21 protein-coding genes are annotated in these 18,063 nt (G+C 34.9%); 6 read left to right on the forward strand and 15 right to left on the reverse strand.

Annotated features, from left to right (window positions below; genetic code table 11):
- Positions 1-52: 52 nt before the first annotated feature.
- The 3 genes from B2R82_RS20450 to B2R82_RS20460 all read right to left on the reverse strand — a co-directional run bounded on the left by B2R82_RS20450 (position 53) and on the right by B2R82_RS20460 (position 2,755).
- Positions 53-880: a hypothetical protein gene (locus B2R82_RS20450; protein ID WP_286926732.1), complete on the reverse strand. Its 828-nt coding sequence runs from the start codon at positions 878-880 to the stop codon at positions 53-55.
- A 247-nt stretch (positions 881-1,127) separates the two neighbouring features.
- Positions 1,128-2,249 (reverse strand): glycerol dehydrogenase, encoded by a 1,122-nt coding sequence (locus tag B2R82_RS20455; RefSeq protein ID WP_286926734.1) that lies wholly within the window; start codon positions 2,247-2,249, stop codon positions 1,128-1,130.
- A gap of 182 nt (positions 2,250-2,431) precedes the next feature.
- A complete protein-coding gene (locus tag B2R82_RS20460) occupies positions 2,432-2,755 on the reverse strand; it encodes a hypothetical protein (protein WP_286926735.1) in 324 nt (107 codons plus the stop codon).
- A gap of 454 nt (positions 2,756-3,209) precedes the next feature.
- Between B2R82_RS20460 and B2R82_RS20465 the strand changes: the two genes are divergently transcribed.
- Entirely contained in the window at positions 3,210-3,608 is a 399-nt protein-coding gene (locus B2R82_RS20465; protein WP_286926737.1) for a glucosamine 6-phosphate synthetase, read from the forward strand.
- Between the two features lie 115 nt (positions 3,609-3,723).
- Here the strand turns inward: B2R82_RS20465 and B2R82_RS20470 are convergent, their stop codons facing one another.
- The 3 genes from B2R82_RS20470 to B2R82_RS20480 form a co-directional block, all read right to left on the reverse strand.
- Positions 3,724-4,500, reverse strand: a complete 777-nt coding sequence (locus B2R82_RS20470) for a class I SAM-dependent methyltransferase (protein ID WP_286926739.1) — start codon at positions 4,498-4,500, stop codon at positions 3,724-3,726.
- Between the two features lie 174 nt (positions 4,501-4,674).
- The gene (locus tag B2R82_RS20475) at positions 4,675-4,896 is read right to left on the reverse strand and encodes a hypothetical protein (protein WP_286926741.1); all 222 of its coding nucleotides are present in this window, start codon (positions 4,894-4,896) and stop codon (positions 4,675-4,677) included.
- Between the two features lie 126 nt (positions 4,897-5,022).
- Positions 5,023-5,568 carry a GNAT family N-acetyltransferase gene (locus tag B2R82_RS20480; protein WP_286926743.1) on the reverse strand — a complete coding sequence of 182 codons (546 nt, stop codon included), beginning with the start codon at positions 5,566-5,568 and terminating at the stop codon, positions 5,023-5,025.
- Positions 5,569-5,785: 217 nt separating this feature from the next.
- Here B2R82_RS20480 and B2R82_RS20485 point away from each other — a divergent pair, with 217 nt between their 5' ends.
- Complete coding sequence (locus B2R82_RS20485; RefSeq protein ID WP_286926745.1) at positions 5,786-6,958, forward strand: multidrug effflux MFS transporter; 1,173 nt, start codon at positions 5,786-5,788, stop codon at positions 6,956-6,958.
- 74 nt (positions 6,959-7,032) lie between these two features.
- Here the strand turns inward: B2R82_RS20485 and B2R82_RS20490 are convergent, their stop codons facing one another.
- The 4 genes from B2R82_RS20490 to B2R82_RS20500 form a co-directional block, all read right to left on the reverse strand.
- On the reverse strand, positions 7,033-7,530 hold the full coding sequence (locus tag B2R82_RS20490; protein ID WP_286926747.1) for a hypothetical protein: 498 nt from the start codon (positions 7,528-7,530) through the stop codon (positions 7,033-7,035).
- Between the two features lie 105 nt (positions 7,531-7,635).
- Positions 7,636-8,214 carry a VanZ family protein gene (locus B2R82_RS24120; protein ID WP_376781205.1) on the reverse strand — a complete coding sequence of 193 codons (579 nt, stop codon included), beginning with the start codon at positions 8,212-8,214 and terminating at the stop codon, positions 7,636-7,638.
- A gap of 89 nt (positions 8,215-8,303) precedes the next feature.
- Positions 8,304-8,747 (reverse strand): GNAT family N-acetyltransferase, encoded by a 444-nt coding sequence (locus B2R82_RS20495; protein ID WP_286926749.1) that lies wholly within the window; start codon positions 8,745-8,747, stop codon positions 8,304-8,306.
- Between the two features lie 13 nt (positions 8,748-8,760).
- Entirely contained in the window at positions 8,761-9,078 is a 318-nt protein-coding gene (locus B2R82_RS20500) for a MazG-like family protein (protein WP_286926750.1), read from the reverse strand.
- Positions 9,079-9,261: 183 nt separating this feature from the next.
- Between B2R82_RS20500 and B2R82_RS20505 the strand changes: the two genes are divergently transcribed.
- Positions 9,262-9,837 carry a TIGR00730 family Rossman fold protein gene (locus B2R82_RS20505; protein ID WP_286926752.1) on the forward strand — a complete coding sequence of 192 codons (576 nt, stop codon included), beginning with the start codon at positions 9,262-9,264 and terminating at the stop codon, positions 9,835-9,837.
- Between the two features lie 102 nt (positions 9,838-9,939).
- Here B2R82_RS20505 and B2R82_RS20510 read toward each other — a convergent pair whose 3' ends face one another.
- Positions 9,940-10,128, reverse strand: a complete 189-nt coding sequence (locus tag B2R82_RS20510) for a transmembrane Fragile-X-F protein (protein ID WP_054772020.1) — start codon at positions 10,126-10,128, stop codon at positions 9,940-9,942.
- Positions 10,129-10,311: 183 nt separating this feature from the next.
- On the opposite strand from B2R82_RS20510, the gene B2R82_RS20515 reads away from it, so the two are divergent.
- The 3 genes from B2R82_RS20515 (at position 10,312) to B2R82_RS20525 (ending at position 13,165) form a co-directional block, all read left to right on the forward strand.
- Entirely contained in the window at positions 10,312-11,466 is a 1,155-nt protein-coding gene (locus tag B2R82_RS20515; protein WP_286926755.1) for a hypothetical protein, read from the forward strand.
- 65 nt (positions 11,467-11,531) lie between these two features.
- Entirely contained in the window at positions 11,532-11,837 is a 306-nt protein-coding gene (locus B2R82_RS20520) for a hypothetical protein (protein WP_286926757.1), read from the forward strand.
- A 269-nt stretch (positions 11,838-12,106) separates the two neighbouring features.
- Entirely contained in the window at positions 12,107-13,165 is a 1,059-nt protein-coding gene (locus B2R82_RS20525) for a hypothetical protein (protein ID WP_286926759.1), read from the forward strand.
- 178 nt (positions 13,166-13,343) lie between these two features.
- Here the strand turns inward: B2R82_RS20525 and B2R82_RS20530 are convergent, their stop codons facing one another.
- Genes B2R82_RS20530 through B2R82_RS20545 form a run of 4 tightly spaced genes read right to left on the reverse strand, consistent with a single transcriptional unit; the run spans position 13,344 to position 18,045 of the window.
- Positions 13,344-14,486, reverse strand: coding sequence for an isochorismate synthase (locus B2R82_RS20530; RefSeq protein ID WP_286926760.1), 1,143 nt, complete (start codon positions 14,484-14,486; stop codon positions 13,344-13,346).
- A 13-nt stretch (positions 14,487-14,499) separates the two neighbouring features.
- Positions 14,500-15,099, reverse strand: coding sequence for a 4'-phosphopantetheinyl transferase family protein (locus tag B2R82_RS20535; protein ID WP_286926762.1), 600 nt, complete (start codon positions 15,097-15,099; stop codon positions 14,500-14,502).
- Positions 15,096-15,848 carry a thioesterase II family protein gene (locus B2R82_RS20540; protein WP_286926764.1) on the reverse strand — a complete coding sequence of 251 codons (753 nt, stop codon included), beginning with the start codon at positions 15,846-15,848 and terminating at the stop codon, positions 15,096-15,098. Before B2R82_RS20540 ends, B2R82_RS20535 begins: the two co-directional genes overlap by 4 nt.
- A 1-nt stretch (position 15,849) precedes the next feature.
- Positions 15,850-18,045, reverse strand: coding sequence for a bifunctional Gfo/Idh/MocA family oxidoreductase/class I SAM-dependent methyltransferase (locus tag B2R82_RS20545; RefSeq protein ID WP_286926766.1), 2,196 nt, complete (start codon positions 18,043-18,045; stop codon positions 15,850-15,852).
- Between the last annotated feature and the right edge of the window lie 18 nt (positions 18,046-18,063).

The raw sequence follows: 18,063 nt of genomic DNA on the forward strand, positions 1-18,063 counted from the left end.
CTAACTCCTCCATAGAAATTCAGCGCTTCCATTACGCTAGCAAACTAACTAACTAGTCAAATATCGAGAGCAGTGCTTGCCAAATTGGTATGTTCACTCCACATGAAGGACAGTTTGTCTCACCAGCCAGATATGGCAAATGGCGAGCGAGACCTTGTTCGCCGATCGCCATCACTTGATCCGCTAACATCGCTTGATCTGCATCCAAATACTGAGATGCAGGTATAACTATTTGAGCCTGTTGTTCTTCTTCAAACACAGGGTCTTGCGCAAATGCCTGTATGTGCCCATCCTCTTCATTCGGCCACAAATATACTTCCTGGTTGCACTCTTGACACACTGCAATGTACTCATCCCCTGCCGTAAATGTTAACAGCATATTCGCCACTTTGTTTGATCCCCGAAAGGCTGAATCTGCGATAAGAATATAACGTTTCTCCATATCATCAATTGGAGCAAGAGCAGTGTGGGTAACCACCTCTTCACTTAAAGAAGCTATATCACGTATGGCCTCAATATATCCACTGTAGATGTCCTCACAGATTGATGCTCCCACATCCTCAGCGAGTTCCGCCCAAGCTGTAGGATACGGCATTGAGTCGTTCTTGTCACGGCTTGCTTCTATGATGCCGCATGTAATAAAAAGATGGCGCTGCACTTCAGGATCTTTCGTCAAACGAGCCATCTTTGCTAAATAAGGAACAGCCGCATATGTGACCGTATAAATCGTGTTCTGATGAAACAAGTATTCCTGAAAGAGCTCATCAGCCGTTTCTTGGTTATACTCCTGCATCAACTGCTGTAGCAGCATTGGTACGTTCTCTCCAGATCCATAAGGTCCCATTAGCTTCCCCCATGTATCGATAGTCCATTCAAGCAAAGTAAGCGCCCCCTTGTTTCCCTTTTTGATTGTCTGCTTTCAAAAAAAAGCTTCTCTTGTATTCATCGAGAATTATAAGCATATATTTACTTTGTTGTTGGACTTTTTTAAAATCTCTACATATTCAACGGGACTTTTTCCTTTGAATTTTATCTTAATCCAAGCATAAAAAATAAATCAAAAAGGCATATTTTAGAACTCCTAAGATATGCTTTTTGTTTATTTTTGTATTTCATATCCATCAAAATCAACTTTGGGAGTTCACTTCATTTTTATAATGTTCTGCTAATGCATTTGCAGCAATAATTGCTTGATACACATCATCAGGAGTAACTGGATGTGGCATATTCTTCATGGTATCCTCTTTTGCACATGCAGTTTCTGCTACATTTCTCCATTCATCTTCTCGGAATTCATCCATACCAAGATCATTTAAGGTTAATGGTAAACCAATTTCTTTAATAAATTGAATAACAGTTGCAATTTCCTCTTTCGGTGCACTTTCTAAAACAAGCTGTGTTAATAAACCAAATACTACTTTTTCACCATGTTGTGCACGGTGAAGGGATGGAACGGCGGTCATTCCATTGTGAATTGCATGTGCAGCAGCTAAGCCACCAGCTTCAGCACCAACACCACTTAAATATATGGTCGCTTCAATTGTATTTTCAACTGCAAGCGTAGTAATTCCTTGATCCACGGCAATTTTAGCTTGTAGACCATATTCTAAAATAGTGTCATAACACATTTTAGCAATTCCAAGTCCCGATAGTGTTGGCTTTAAATTCACCAAATTATCACCATTTTTACGGTAGCATGCTCGTGCTTCAAAATAAGTAGCAAGAGCATCACCAATACCAGCTACAAAAAAACGTGTTGGTGCAGCTGCTAATATCATTGTATCTGCTAACACAATATCTGGGTTTGAGGGTAAGAACAAATAACGATCAAATGAACCATCAGAATGATAAATAACAGCGAGTGCTGTACATGGTGCATCAGTTGAAGCTATAGTTGGAAAAATTACAACAGGTAATTGCTCATAATAAGCAGTAGCTTTAGCTGTATCTAATGTTTTTTCCCCTCCAATACCCACAATGATATTTGCACCTGATTGTCTTACCGCCTCTCGGTGTTTTTCAATTTCTTCTTGTGTAATTTCATAATTGAATTTCACAAATTCACTTTTAAATCCCTCATTTTCAAAAGACCTACCAGCTTCTTCCTTTGCTCGTTCAAGTATAAACTCATCGCATATTACATAAGCATGGTCACCATAAATCTTTGTGTAATTAGGTAATACTTCTAATAAATTTTGACCCACTATGAATTTTTTAGGTGATGTAATGGACTTCGGCTTTTTTAACATTTAGAATATTCCCCTTATAATTAGATTTCTTTTGTANNCTGTTAGCAAAAAAATATAAGAAAAATAAAAAGAACTTCTAAATTGTTTTAGACTATCTCCAAACATCGAGGAAACTACTCTCGATATCTTTTAGAATAGTCAAATATGTATGTAAGATTTTGATTACAGCAAAATGAGTGCACCTATTTGATAAAAGTATTGTCTTCTTTTGTACATACATGAATTACTCCAGTTCTACTGACATGTACAAACACATCTTTAATTTCACTTTTTAAAACCTGTTCTATTGCATATTTAATTTCCCATTCCTTAACCTGACCATTAGTATTAGAAATGCTCGCATGATTCACCTTTTTATCTTTAATATGTACAATTATTGTCCCTTTGCGTTCGTAGACTTTTATAACGCTTCCAATAAAATCAGCTGTAACTTTATCTACGTCAACGACACCTTCATTTGTTATATCCCGAAATGTTCTTTTTGAAAATTGATAGATTATAGCCATTTTAGTTCCCTCCACCAGCTTAGTCTCATTTGAATGCTTGGAATTCCGTTGTTAAATAGCTAAATTACCTCAAACAGCTTTATAAATTTTGCCTCAAAATTGAATGGAAGCTCTTGTTAAAATTCCTAAAAATAAAAAAATTAGACTCAAATCTCACATCATTTGAGTCCAATCTTTTTGCGCAATGAATAACATTTATCATGTTACATTAATAAAATAACATATTGTTCTGAACAATTTCTAAACAAGCAACAGCAGAATGAAAAACAATGCCATTATATTGATTACATAAATACCTTCATAAAGTAGAACAATCACCCTCGTATTATATAATTGAAACACATCATCCCTTAGACTCACTATTACAACAAAACAAAAAATAGAAAATATTATTGTAAACTAGCAAAAATCGGTATAAAGGTGATAAAATAGCTTAATAAAGGGGGATGCAAACATGGGGAAATTAAGCAAGAGGAATATATTATGGATTGTGCCAATTGGGATTTTAGGGGTATTTTGGTACTTTTACGGTCCACAAAAGGACATTACAGATAATGAATATATTACATACGTTAAAAATTATTCCTTTGAAAACAATCAAAAATCGTTAGAATCTGGTTTGGCAAGTGCTTGTAAAAATCCATACTGGGTATATTTTGAAACGCAAAAAGGGCAAAAGGTTGTAGAGTTTAAAGGAGATTGTCTAATAAGTCATAAAGAAAAGAAAGTGAATATTCAATTTTTAGTGGATAATGATAGAACAAAGGTATGGTACGGTGCGATGCTCGTTGATAATAAAATGCAGGACGAAAAGGATCGAGACAATTACCTCCTTACTCTAGCTGGTGACTAATAGTGAAAGCTCTCGTTTAAAAGCAAAACGAGAGCTAATTTAAAATTATAGGGTTAATCAATCGTAAATACGGATTGGATTATCCCTCGATGATAAAAAAACCTAAAAACTATCTTTATTTCACTGCTTTCCAAATGGTCCATCTATCCTTTTCAACTATCGTACTGTCTGTGTCCAGTGAATCATCTATATGCTTTACTAATTGTTGCACCTCTTCCTCTTCTAATTCATGTAAAATACTTCTACCTGTTCTATTCCTAATTTCTTGGAGTAATTGTGCTTTTTCCTCATAGACTTTTCTTGTTTCCCACAGCTTGACTTCCTGTATCTCCTTAAACCCAATTTCCTTTAGTGTTTCCATTACTTTTTCACTACTATGTCTACGCGTTATTTCATGCTCCTTTAATTTAGGGAAGTACTCGAAGAAATAACCTCGTATATGACTGGCATCGCCTTTTAAAAGACAGTCTTCTGGTGTACGATCCTGGATAATATAGATTCCATCATCCTCCAATATTCGATACGCCTCTTGAAAACATGCCTTTAAATCTTGAATATGATGAATTAATGCTCGTTCGAGAATTACCTGAAAGCTACTGTTGTCTAAGCCTGTATCCAATGCATTTCCCTGCTTAAATGTAATATGATGATAATCCTTACAATTTTCCCTCGCTCCCACCAACATAGCCTTAGAAAAATCTACACCAATGACAGAAGTTACGCCCAATTCTACTAATGCCTTAGAGTAAATTCCTCCACCACATCCAATATCAGCAGCTCTAGAAATATTTACTAACGGAACAAGCTTTTTAATCGTTTCCATCCATGAGAAATCTGCATACCGAGTTGTATACGTTGATTGATTGTTCATATTGTGGAAATCAATGCCCATCTTCATCACTCTTTTCAAAATTTATATGGATAATCTTGTATTCTTATTGTAAACCTCTTCTGAACATAAAAAAAATTAATGTTAATTATCATTTTCGATAAGCTAAACTTATCAAAATCACAATAAACAACTCATGCCATTCATAAATATTAGCATGAGTTGTTTTTATAATGATCAAACTATAACCGAATCTACAGACTGAATGATGTGACGTTCTAATATTCTAATTTCTTTATTTAGTTTCACAATAGCCTTTTCTATTTGTTCAAAGCGTTCCCCATAACGAGCGCTTCCATTTTTGGTCTGCATCTTTTCTCTTAATGACGCCTGACCTAAGTATAACCCTTCTAGCAAATCTAACTTTTGAAAATAAGCTGTACTATATTGTAATTCCATCGGTATAAAGCCCCTAACCTATTCCTATTTTTCTTTCCTAACACCTAGCTTCTTATTAGCACTATAACCGAAAAATGAATCTACAAAACTACTACAATATCACTATTTAATAACCAATAAATGGCGTTAAATAAGATGATGAGCTTCAGCCTTTAAAATGGAATAAATCAATGTAACGTATGCCTCACCGTTTTGGTACATATAGTCTCTAAGAATTCCTTCCTGTTGAAACCCTATTTTCATAAGCAATTGATTAGAAGCCTCATTTTCTAAAAATACAACAGCTCCTATTCGCGTTAGCCCCATGTCATTAAAGCCATAAGAAATTACTTTAGTTACCGCTTCCAATGTATAGCCCTTTCGCCAATAATCTGGATGAATTTCATAGCCAATTTCGGCTCGTTTATGTGTTGGAGACCAAACATTGAAACCAACAGTACCGATAATTCCCTTTGTTCCTTTTCGTTCGATACCCCAACGTATCCCTCTTTTTTCAGTGAAGTTTTTTGAAAAAAGCGTTATTAATTTTTCTGCTTGCTTAAATTCTGTAAATGGTTCTTGCCCATAATATCGTGTCACTTCCTTATGAGAAAAACAATGAAAAATGCTTCTTGTATCCTCCAGTGTCAGCTCACGTAAAATAAGTCTTTCTGTCTCTAAAATCGGAAACATATAACCCCTCCTTCAATCTATTCTATTCATAGTAATTATTGCTATATATTTAAAGTTAAATTATACTATATATGACTATGCACTCCTACTTCAAGCATATTAAGGTGATAACATGACATCCTATGAACGTATACTAATAATGGTCCCGCCTTTTCCCTAGCTACTCTAATCTACTCTTTCATTAAAAAGTAGATTTTGCTTGTAGGAGGGCAATAAGTTGAAAAAACATGTAGCACCATCTTTACTATTAATGATTGTACTTGTGGCATTTCCACAGATTAGTGAGACAATCTATTCTCCGTCTCTTCCTGATATTTCGCATGCATTGAATACTTCAAATAGTGCCGTACAGCTCACTTTAAGTATTTATTTTATAGGATTTGCCATAGGTGTATTTTGTTGGGGATGGCTTTCTGATTTTATTGGACGTAGACCTGCAATGTTAGGCGGTTTATTTTTTTATGGAATTGGCTGTTTCATGTGTTTTTACGCTGAAACAATATCTTTTCTATTGGTTAGTCGATTTATTCAAGCTTTTGGAGCAGCAACAGGCTCCATCATTACGCAAACAATTTTACGGGAAAGTGTTTCTGGTAGTAGAAGACATGCGATGTTTGCACAAATTTCTGCCGTCATTGCCTTTACCCCTGCAGTGGGACCACTCATTGGCGGCTGGGTCGATCAAGCACTTGGCTTTAGAGCCGTTTTCTTTGTTCTCGTTGCAATGAGTATGTTGCTTTTTATCTACACCTATTTGAGGCTTCCTGAAACAACAGATAGATCAACGAGAAAAAGAATCGCTATTATTCCAGTTGTAAAGCGCATTCTTTCATCTCCTAAAGTCCTTGTTTTTGGCTTGTTGATTGGTGGCATAAATGGTTTGTTATTCAGTTACTATGCTGAGGCACCATTTATTTTTATTGAGCACTTTCATATATCTCCAGGTCTCTATGGGTTTCTTGGCATCTTTGTGGCACTTGCTTCTATTATTGGAGCAATGATTTCTAAAAGACTCGTCATCAATTTTAAGCCTGAAAAAGTAATCCATTTAGGCTGCTATGTGATGATTGCTGGCGCTATTTTACAATTAATCGTTAGTATATTACCGTTTTCTAATTATGTACTATTTACTAGCATAATAGGTACTATATTTATGATGTTATTAGGGGCAGGTATTGCTTTGCCCAATTGCTTAAGCTTAGCTCTTGTCAGCTTTCAAGATGTGATTGGTACAGCAGGTGCTATTTTCAGCTTAGGCTATTACCTGCTAGTGAGTCTTATAACTTCTGGCATGAGCCTCTTGCATAATGGCTCCTTACTCACAATGCCTCTATATTTCGTGATTTTAACAATGATTATGTTATTCTTCGGAAGAAAATTTATAGTTTAAATATAGTAGCGGGCATATTTAAGCATTAGAACTTCCACTATAAGCCACCCTATTTTTTCGGGGTGGCTTTCCTGTTATTGAAAATAGTGATCAACAACTTCCTCAGCAGAATGAAAAACCATATTGCTCTGTGTCTTATAAATAAATTTCGGTGACATACAGGCTTTTTCAAGACTTTTAGCTTTCTTTAATTTATCCGTCATCTGCTCGATAATTTCTGAGTAGCCATCAAGATTATTGGATATCTTCGGTATCATCGAATCTGTCATATCTAAAACTATGGAAACTTGATCTTCTGCATAATTATTTAAATTAACGAAAAAGCATTCCTCCAAATTCTTCGAATGCTTATCAATATTGATAACAGCCTCTTGATACTTGGCAATAAATCCTGTGGATGTCTTAGTAATGGTAAAGCCTTGGTCTGTTAATTTTTTATCCATAGCATCTAATAATTTATTAACTTCCTCGTCCATTTTAGGCGTTACCGTTGATTGTATTAAGTCATCACAATTCTGATAAATAGTATCAATCTCTGCTTGCTTTTCAACAAGTAATTTAAAATTCGACATCGAATACACACGAAATCTCCCCTTTTTTATAAGTTTGACATTTGGGAGTGTTTTTTAGTCATCTTTTAGCTATATATTTTTATAGCTCTTATGTATTAGAGTGGATTAGACTTCTTTAAAGACATTTCTGTAAATTATAAATAGTATAAAGCCTATAACACAACTTATTTGGTTTAGTATTACGTCGTCTATATCACAACTACCTAAAAAGAAAATTAATTGGAGAATCTCGATACTACATATCATTAATAAACAGTTAGTCATGGTTTTAATTATATTTCTTTGAGAAGGAAAGACTATGGGTATTAAAAATCCCAAAGGTATAAAAGGAATGATATTTCCAAGGATATTTTTAAAAGCTACACTATAATCCATATCACTGATATAAGTTTCAATTGTTCTAAAAGGAACAAAATTTATACCTGGTCCGCGGTTATAATTAGTCCGTATTGTATCGATAAGATGGTTAATGTTTCCATCGAACTTAATCACCACAAAATTAAGTAACAATAATATGTATATTACAAATATACTTTTCCAAATAGTTTTATTAAACAACACTCTTAAAGACCTCCATAAAGTTAAAAAAAGAACATTGAATAATGTTCTTTTTTTAACAATTTTAAGAAATATATCCATCAAATGAATAAGTTTAGCCATTTGTAGCAACTGGGAACTTAACATAGAATTTGGTAGAAGCACTTAGTCCAGAAAAGTTGCGGAATCAGAATTGCTTTCTATCAATATACCTTATGAATCAGTTACAATTTGTGTTAATTAAGTAATTTCACCATTGTATAATAACTACTACCAGGTGGATAATCTTTAATTTCTCCAACGACCTGATAGCCTCTCTGCTCATAAAATGTACGTGCTTGAAACTCATATGTAGTTAACAATGCTCTTGTTGCGCCCATTTCCTTGGCTGTTTTTTCTGCTGTGTCTAATAACTGTCCACCGATGCCTTTTCCACGGTAATCTTTACTAAACCAAAACTTATTAATTTCAACCCATCCCCAATAAACCTCTGCCGTGATGCCGCCAATCCATTGTTGCTCATTATCAGTGACGATGAGATTTAAGGGACGTATCGAACCCTTTTGTCTGCTTTCCTGATGGTATTGTGAATGTTCATCATTATAGTCACGAATTTTAGCATTTAAAAAATTAGTGAAATCATCGTGCTTCTCTTGTAAAATTTCAACTTGATAGTCCATCTAATTTCTCCTTTCAATCCTGATAACGCTTCATTAGCTTAGCTTGATGAGCGTTGAAAATTTCTTCTAAGGAAATATCATACTTATTAGCGATTACAATAATATTCCCTAAAACATCGCCAAGCTCCTCTATTAACTCTTGCTTATTTTCTTCATACGATTGAACCTTTTCATCTGGTCTGTCTCTGCCAATTTCTAAAGCTCGAATAGCTCTTGCCACTTCTCCTGTTTCTTCAGCAAGAAAACCAATACGAGTAAAAATATTCAATTCAGACCATCCACGCGTATCATAGTATTCCTTTATCCATTGCTGGAATTCATTTATTTTCAATTTTCAGTCCTCCATTTCATTCCTCTCAAAATTAAATTATACTATACTATGAAACTTCTATCAGTGGACATTTTTATCACTGATTGGTGTATGGAATTGAGAGGTACAGGTAGATTTTCATTTATTTGTGTTATTCCCTGTTAATCGGAGGAAACAATCAGATTTGATTTGGAGGAGCTATATATGAATAGTATTGCAGTATTTTGTGGATCAAGCATTGGAGCTTCAGAGGCCTATCGTGAAGGGGCTATTCAACTTGGCAAGGAATTAGCCAAGCGTCAAATTACCTTAATTTATGGAGGAGCTAGTGTTGGAATCATGGGTACAGTTGCAGATACAGTTCTGCAGGAAGGTGGTAAGGTCATTGGCGTTATTCCTACATTACTGGAGGAACGAGAAATCTCCCATCAGCATTTAACAGAGCTGATCGTGGTCAATACGATGCACGAACGAAAAAGTAAAATGATGGAGCTAGCTGATGGCTTTATCGCATTACCTGGTGGCCCAGGTACATTGGAAGAGTTATTCGAAGTATATACATGGAATCAAATTGGTCTTCATCAAAAGCCATGTGGTATTTTGAATATCAATCATTATTATGATTTACTCATTTCATTCTTTGACCATATGCAGAATGAGCAATTTTTACAAGCACATAATCGTGATACATTGCTAGTTGACGAAAATATTGCGGCACTCTTAGATAAATGCGCTACCTATGTGCCACCCGCAGTTAAAACATACCAGCTTTCAAAATAAAACTATCACTGCATGGTATTATTTTTTACCATGCAGTTCACCCATCAAAAAGTCAGCATAAGCATTTCCCCGTATCACTAAATTTCTACATAAGCTTTTCTCCTATACTTCTTTACGATTTTTCACAGCTACTACTGCAATAATAACCATGATTAGCTTCACCACCAATATAATTATGTAAATGCTAAACGATATAATGGCTGGCAATAATACTAGCCACCAAGACCAAGAAATAACATCTGTAAGCTTTAATACTATAAAAACAACTGTTAAGACTTCTGCAATCCCCACAACGTCCCCACCAATCGACTTTAAATTTTTCCCTACAAAAGAAAGCTACCATTAGTATTACTATAATACAACGATTAAAACATACCTTACTATGTTAACTTTTTGAAAAAAACGGAACCTTTTGACTGGTAAATCGTATAGATAATGGAAACACAATTTCAGTCATAAAGGAGACAACCAAAGATGAAAAAACCGTTTAAAAAAACTTGGATGATGGCTTCAGCATTAACATTAGGATTAGCTGTTTTGACACCACTTCAGGCAGGAGCTACTTCCGTGCAAACACCCAACAATGCTACAGTTCAAATGGAACAGCAAATTACTGGGACAATTACAGATAATTACGGAGATGGGATCAATCTTAAAGGAAAAGACGGGAAAAATTACTTTATTAGCTTCTATAAATTTTCTAAGGAACAATTAGAAAAATTAAATTTAACAGAGGGACAGGAAATCTCTGTGGAAGGATCCATTGTTAACAGTTATTCTGATTTCTACACATTCGAAGTTTATAAAAGAGATCTACCAAAAGAAGTGACAGCAGAGGAACTAGCAAAATTAGAAAAGTTATTTAATGAGATTAAAAGACTTGAAAAAGAAGCTAGTGTGCTTGAAGATACCTCTATAGAAGCGGCAGAAAAAAAATACGATGAGATTGCTAAAATCTATGAGGATATGTATAAAATCACAAAGCCTTACATCTTAGCTAGCTGGGAGCCTCAATCCTTTGATGAGTATTTACAAGATTTTGGATTTAGTGAAAATAATATCGTCATTGATGCCGAGGACAAAAAACAGCTTAAGGTAATTTATGATGAATGGGTGAAACTTGCAAAAGCTGGTATTGAAGAAGACAAGGCAGATGAAAAATATGAAGCTTTTTATACAATTCTTCAACCTTATTTAGATAAACTTTATCCTCCACAAACATTTGAAGAATATATGGCAGACATGGAATTATCTATTCCTGCCGAAACGTTAGCCAAGCTAAAAACAATCTATGACGATGCTCAAAGGGCAGAAAAAGATAAAAATGATGAACTTTCTGAAAAGCTATGGACTGAATTTTATAGTATGATGGATGATTTCTATACACCCCAAACATTTGAAGAGTACATGGCTGACTTTGCTTTCGAAGTGAGTGAGGCTGATAAAAAGCAATTAAAAGCGCTTTATGAAGAAATCTTAGCTTTTGATAAAAAAGTAGAGCAAGAAAAAATTGATGCAAAATGGGACGCTTTTTATACTATTTTAGATCCGTATTTTAAAGCAAACAAAGAAATTCTAATTTCTGCTTCTAAGCTAACACTTAACGGTCAGGTTTACCTTCCTCAATAATTGAAAATCACCTTAACGTTTCTTTCGAATTGTGGGTTTTTCTAATCTGGTAGTGTTATGTTCCTGTGGGAAAGGGAGTGAGTTGCATTAATAAATTTCGAGTAAGAAGATGGCTAAACTTACATGCTGAAAATGATATAATCGTAACGAGTAAGCATTATAAAAGATTAGGCGAAATAGGGTTAATAAAAATAATTATAATGGGGTCGTATAAAGGAAAAAAAATATCCTTTGATCCTGAATTGTTTGAAATACTCCCCTCCTTCCCTTCAGTCGATGCTAAATCATTAGCCAAATTAACTCAGGACTTTACAGAAATGCTAAGAGATAATTATGAAAGAGGAAATAAAAAACCAACTCATTATATTTAACATACAGGTATTTAAAAAAATTCCTAGCTATTTGTTTTCATAAATAGCTAGGGATTTTTTCTTTTCCCCTGTAAATTTTCTTCACCCCTGCTTGATTCATTTCTATTAAAAGCTTTTGGGAAAGTATTTCCTAATTTTGTTCACAAGATAAACTTTTTGCAATGGCAATACGTCTAATAATTGGTAACACCAGTTGAATAAAAGGAGACATGTTGATGAGAAAACCACTTAGAAAAACTTGGATGATTGCTTCTGCACTAACATTAGGAATGGCTGTTTTTACACCGCTTCAAGCTGGAGCAACCTCACAGGAAACAACAAAAGATGTGACGATCCAAATCGAACAACAAATTAAGGGAACTATAAAAAATATTGTAGGAGATGGGATCGATGTAAAAGGCAAAGACGGTAAAAACTACTTTATTGGTTTTCACAAATTTTCTGATGAGCAAATTGAAAAAATGAACTTAGTTGAGGGACAGGAAATTACTGTAGAAGGAAGTGTATTAAAGGATTATGCTGAATTCTACACATTTGATGTGTATAAAAAAGGATTACCTAAAGAGATACCAACTGAAGATCTAAAGAAATTGGAAAGCATGTTTACTGAAATCAAAAAATTAGAAAAAGAAGAGAAGTATGAAGAAGTAGAAAAGATGTATGCTGCAATGGATAAAATCACAAAGCCTTATGTATTAGCCAGTTGGCAGCCAATATCCTTTGAGCAATATATAGATGAATATGGGTTCGGTGAGAAAAATATTGTGATTAAGGATAGTGAGAAAAAGCAACTAAAAAGCATCTATGAAGAGTGGGTAAAGTTTGAGAAAGCAGGTAAAGAAGTCAAAGCTCAAGAAAAGTTTGATGAATTTTATAAAATCTTGCAACCATATTTAGATGAGCTATATCCACCTACTCCCTTTGATGAGTACATGGCGAGTATGGAATTAGACATTCCTGCTGACGTTGTCGTAAAACTAAAAACAATTTATGAAAAAGCTCAAAAAGCAGATAAAGACAACAGTATTGAGCTTTCCGATCAGCTATGGGGAGAATTTTATGAAGTAATCAACCCGTATTTTAAACCAATTCCGTTTGAGGAGTTTATCGCTGACTTTGATTTTGAAATTCGTGCAGCAGATAAAAAACAAATACAATTATTATATGAAGAAGCTATAACTCTTGATAAAGATGGAAAACAGGAGCAGGCTGAAGCTAAATGGGATGCTTTATACAAAATACTAGATCCCTACTTCCTAGAAAATAAAGAAATTTTAATCTCCGCTTCTAAGCTTACTTTTAAAGGCCAAACATATCTTCCGCAATAGATAAATGAAGTGCTGGGACATAACTAAATGGTTCCTTCATAAAGCCAAATAATCTCTAAAAAACGATAAATAGAGAAACCGAACTAATCCGAAACACTTCATGAGCATTTCATTGGATAGTTCGGTATTTTTGTGGGCTGAAACACGTTTGTCTCAGCCTCCTTTTATTAAAAGCAGACTATTCCTGTGCTAGCCCCATAGCCTGTAACATCGTTGTAAATTTCGCAGAGATTTCATTATATTCACTATCCTGCTCAGAGCTATTGACAATGCCTGCCCCTGCAAATAATGTAATATCCCTATGATTAATTTCAGCACAACGTATCGTAATTACCCATTCCCCATCGCCATAATGATCCATATAGCCAACAATTCCAGTATAATAGCGTCTATTAAAGGGCTCCGTTTTCTGTATAAACTCTAATGAAGGCTTTTGTGGTGCCCCACATATGGCCGGTGTAGGATGTAATAGCTGTGCTACATCCAAAACAGTCGTCGTATCATTTTTTATTTTTCCCTTTATGACAGTCGATAAATGCATCATTGTATCTGTATAAAGAATAGCTGGTTTTTCATTGTACTCTATTTCTTCTAAATGAGGTTCCAATTTCTCACAAATATAATCCACAACAATTTTATGCTCATGTAAATCTTTTTCTGCATGGAGTAGCTCGTTCTCTATAGCCTTATCTTTTACCAAATCATAGGTTTTTTTACGTGAACCCGCTAAAGGATTAATCGTTACAATATTTCCTTCCTTTTTCACAAGTAGCTCTGGGCTAGCACCAATCAGATTTTGAGCGTTATCCAAGGCAATAGAAAAAATATAGCCTTGTTTATTTTTGTGTAGTAAATTCGTTAACCATGCTGTGATGGGTGGCTCCTCTTGTAAACGAAATTTTAATGATCTTGCAAGCACAACTTTGCTAAATTGTTGCTTACGAATGGAATGTATTGCTTCTTGAATCATTTCGTTAAATTGAAGTCTGCTAGGTAAATCAATGCTGTCCTCTATTGACAAGGGTTGGTTTGCAGTTTGTAAATCATCGATCAAATTGGAGTGATGGTAATTTACAAAGGTATCTGGAATAATAATCGTTGCTTTACTACGTTGATCAAATGGGATTGCTCCAATAATCATCGGTGCTTTAAATTCCTTTTGAATTGCCCTAATTTCTTCTATAAGTGTTATAGAATCATTCATAGCCAATTGAAACCTTGTTTGCTCCCCATTGAATACTAATAATCTTTCAGGCGTCTTCAAAAAGGTATCATTGTTGCTAAAATGATTAAGGATGTCAGATAGTTTAATATTTTCCATAGTCTCCCCTTACTTAGATAAGTTGATTATGCTTTAATTCCTGTATGATTATATCTTCTGTGATGTGTACAATATTTATATTCATCTCTTGACTACAAATAAGAGATAGCCGATAAAGGTTATCAACCATTATGGAATGACAAAATACATCCTTGCATGTTGACTTTATTTGCTGATTATCCAGACTGATTTCTGTTAATTTCATATGTAATCCCATACCCAACATTTTGGAATACGCTTCCTTTAGAGTCCATATTATATAAAAATAATCTAGCTTTTCTTCCAGTAATTGAATTCCCTTAAAATGAGCAATTTCTTTTTCACTCATAAAAAAATCAATACAATCAAAATCTATCGGTTTAATCTGTTCAATATCGATGCCAATAAAGCTACAAGTTGATACGGCCCCAGCTAGATATTGTCCAGAGTGAGATATATTAAAATGAACATCTGGCACATGGACAAATGGCTTACCATATGGACCATATTGAAAATGAATGTCAGTTAATCCTGCTTCTTTTAATAGAAGAAAGCGTTTAAAAAGGTCGGAATTATGTTTATGAACTTGTTTTGCTCTATATAAATAAACATTTATTGGATTGCACTTGATCATCTTACGCTTTCACTGCCTTGTATAATAGTATCCTCTAAGCTTTGCAAATAAGAATCCTCTATTTCATAAAGGAAAAAGTGCCCTCCCTGAAATTTTTGAAGGATAAAGTTATGATGCGTCACCTCTTGCCATCTTCGTAAGTCTGCGGTAGAAAGATCTGGATCCTCTTCTCCAAAATGAGCAATAATAGGCGTAGTCAATTTTTGTCCCTTGTAGCAATGAGATTCATGCAAGATATAGTCGTTTTTAATGGATGGTATAACAAAATTTAGAAATTCCTGATTTTCTAAAAGCAACGGCGGTGTACCACCAAGTCGATATAACTCCTCTATTAAATTCTGATCAGGCATGGCAGAATGATATTTATCCTTACCCTGACAGTGAGGTGCTTGCCGACTCGCAGCGACTAAAAGTTGTAGTTGTGTATGAGTATTTGTTTCAAGATAGTGTGCCACTTCAAATGCAATGGCAGCGCCCATACTATGACCAAATAATACTACCTTTTTATTTATTGAAATCTGTGAAATTGCCTGGGCTATTTTGACACTTACCTCTTTTATGTTCAAAATCGGCTCTTCACTTCTTCTTGTTGCCTTCCCCGGCAGTTCTACACTATACATATTTACTTGCGTACATTTACTTACCCACTCTTTATAATTTGAGGCTGATCCACCGGCATGATGAAAACAAAAAACATTGATATCACTATGATTATCACATGAGAATGGAAACCATATTTTCAAATCCATTTCAGCTTTCTCCTTCCGTATTTTCTAAAACAAATATTCGCTGTCCTAGTGGGTATAGTTTATGACCCTTATCAGGTTGTATCGAAATACATCTGAAGCCCACCTCATTAAAAATTTCCAGCCATTGTGCAGTCGTTAAAAAAGTAGAGGCTGTTTCCATTCTTTTATCATTCGCGGGCTCCATCATAAATACTTGCGAAATTAACATTTGTATAGACTCACCATCTGCTTCTGTTAAAATGACTAAACCATCTTTTTTTAATAGCGATTGAAGCATCAATAATATTTCCTTTGTATTTTTTACATTGTTTAACACACCAGCGGCTAGAATTATATCCTGAGAATTACTCTCAACTAAAAACAGATCCTTTCTATCTTCTACATCTATTTTCATAAATTCGAGCCAACTGATGTGCTGCAATGTTTTCTTTGCTTCATGAATAAAATAATTTGAAATATCACTAAATAAATAGCAGTTCATGTTATTTTGTAGCTGATTGTTTAGAATACTTTCAATAACTACTGTTGTGGTTGCACCAGTTCCTGCCCCAATTTCTAAGATATTTACCTTATCTTTTATTGCAATCTGTGCCGTGACAATGCTGGCGACTTCTTTATTCAGAAAATAAGCAATCATTGTATCCTTATATAAGGATGTAGCTACATCCATCTCACCCTCTTGAAAAAGCAGCTGGACAGCAGATTGTTTACCCTTTATTAAATCTCCTAGTAGTTCAGCGTGTTTATAAAAGTAATTCATGACTTTGGCAGGCATCAATTGATTCGCCCATACTGATTTAAGCTCTTGCCACGCCATCTCTAGCTCTTCTGAAGTCAACACTGGATAATTTAAAACAAAGCCTGTATTTAGACAAAAAATATAACCATGATTCGTAAGTGCCGTTAACCATCTTTTAACTATAAATTGAAATCTATCATCGATTTGGAGAGCCTGAGAAATTTCTTCAACACGATATATCTTGTCCTTTGAAGTGAAGATATTGTTTTTTTGAAGCTCAAGTAGAATCGTTTTTAAACAAACCTCATTAAATTTTGTTACAGCCTGTTGAACACCATCCATTGTTAGCATCTCATAGCGTGCTTCCATCGATTCTTCTTTCCGAAGCTGTAATTTTATGTTTTCAATATTTAAAAATGGCTGAGGGATTCGCTCACAATCATTTGGATAACCTAAGGCACTCGTGAGTCCGCTCCATAGCTGTGCAGCTTGAATCATCTGCTGCCCCTCTTTTGTCATCTCGATCGAATGTATATCATGGGTAATCCAATTCGCTAATCTTTCAATATCCTGTAAAATAGCAGAAGGCCAAGTTTTTGTCAGAATGTCATGATAGGTAGCATTATTGTTGGACGCAAAATCCTCTATCACAGGGCTAGTGAGCGGAAGAGAAGCCTTCTGTTTCAAACCTTTTGGAACTAGCGAAATAGGAGGGATTTGCATTCTAGGTGTCCATATTACGGGTCCATTCGTATCAAAAAGAGTCAATTTTCCACTATCGAACCCTAATGTAATATGATGCATTAAGTGCATATAACTATCAGAGACAGCAACATCTACTTGATTTTGTGCTCGTATCGTTGTTGGTATATCTTTTAGCATGGCGGAAAGCAATTGAAACGGCATATTGCCAGTAATCGTATCCTTTACCTCCCAGGGCTGAATATTCCCAAGCAGTTTTGTTAAAATATGAGCTAGTGGAAATGAAACCTGGGTTGCCATATCGATATTCAAATATAAAGGCTTTTCTTGCTGTATTATCGTTTGAGCCGCTTCTATAAATTTCTTGACGAAGGGTAAATGACCGTATAAATCTCCAACCATGAACTTAACACGCTGTTGTTTGGCCATCCGGTAACAGTCTATTAAATTTTGATAATGTACAGGCTGTTCTAATATGACATGAATGCCTCTTTTCAAGAATGCTATTGCAAGCTCTGTGCCCGAACCTCCCATAACGCTTGTAGGAACAACAATGCAAGCAATATCAATGTCATGCGGTATGTCCTCTATATTCGTATATAAATTTGTCTTATATACACTGGCACACTGTTTTGACCTTTGACTGCCTTGTGCAAGAATGCCTGCTAGTTCAAAAAGCGCCGAATGTTGGATAGCCTCTAAATAAAATTGGCCAAATCTTGTGCCGCATACAAGTACACGTAACTTTTGGGTCACTACTGTATCACTCTCTCA

This window comes from Lysinibacillus sp. UBA6686 (assembly GCF_002455205.1).
In the GTDB taxonomy this organism is placed as follows: Bacteria; Bacillota; Bacilli; order Bacillales_A; family Planococcaceae; genus Lysinibacillus; species Lysinibacillus pakistanensis.

Excerpts from the sequence above, each read along its gene's own strand:
- B2R82_RS20490 (WP_286926747.1), bottom strand. The coding sequence starts at position 7,530 with ATGTCGAATTTTAAATTACTTGTTGAAAAGCAAGCAGAGATTGATACT.
- B2R82_RS20455 (WP_286926734.1), bottom strand. The coding sequence starts at position 2,249 with ATGTTAAAAAAGCCGAAGTCCATTACATCACCTAAAAAATTCATAGTG.
- B2R82_RS20515 (WP_286926755.1), top strand. The coding sequence starts at position 10,312 with ATGAAAAAACCGTTTAAAAAAACTTGGATGATGGCTTCAGCATTAACA.
- B2R82_RS24120 (WP_376781205.1), bottom strand. The coding sequence starts at position 8,214 with ATGTTAAGTTCCCAGTTGCTACAAATGGCTAAACTTATTCATTTGATG.
- B2R82_RS20535 (WP_286926762.1), bottom strand. The coding sequence starts at position 15,099 with ATGATCAAGTGCAATCCAATAAATGTTTATTTATATAGAGCAAAACAA.
- B2R82_RS20465 (WP_286926737.1), top strand. The coding sequence starts at position 3,210 with ATGGGGAAATTAAGCAAGAGGAATATATTATGGATTGTGCCAATTGGG.
- B2R82_RS20460 (WP_286926735.1), bottom strand. The coding sequence starts at position 2,755 with ATGGCTATAATCTATCAATTTTCAAAAAGAACATTTCGGGATATAACA.
- B2R82_RS20540 (WP_286926764.1), bottom strand. The coding sequence starts at position 15,848 with ATGGATTTGAAAATATGGTTTCCATTCTCATGTGATAATCATAGTGAT.
- B2R82_RS20480 (WP_286926743.1), bottom strand. The coding sequence starts at position 5,568 with ATGTTTCCGATTTTAGAGACAGAAAGACTTATTTTACGTGAGCTGACA.
- B2R82_RS20530 (WP_286926760.1), bottom strand. The coding sequence starts at position 14,486 with ATGGAAAATATTAAACTATCTGACATCCTTAATCATTTTAGCAACAAT.
- B2R82_RS20475 (WP_286926741.1), bottom strand. The coding sequence starts at position 4,896 with ATGGAATTACAATATAGTACAGCTTATTTTCAAAAGTTAGATTTGCTA.
- B2R82_RS20505 (WP_286926752.1), top strand. The coding sequence starts at position 9,262 with ATGAATAGTATTGCAGTATTTTGTGGATCAAGCATTGGAGCTTCAGAG.
- B2R82_RS20495 (WP_286926749.1), bottom strand. The coding sequence starts at position 8,747 with ATGGACTATCAAGTTGAAATTTTACAAGAGAAGCACGATGATTTCACT.
- B2R82_RS20525 (WP_286926759.1), top strand. The coding sequence starts at position 12,107 with ATGGCTGTTTTTACACCGCTTCAAGCTGGAGCAACCTCACAGGAAACA.
- B2R82_RS20470 (WP_286926739.1), bottom strand. The coding sequence starts at position 4,500 with ATGGGCATTGATTTCCACAATATGAACAATCAATCAACGTATACAACT.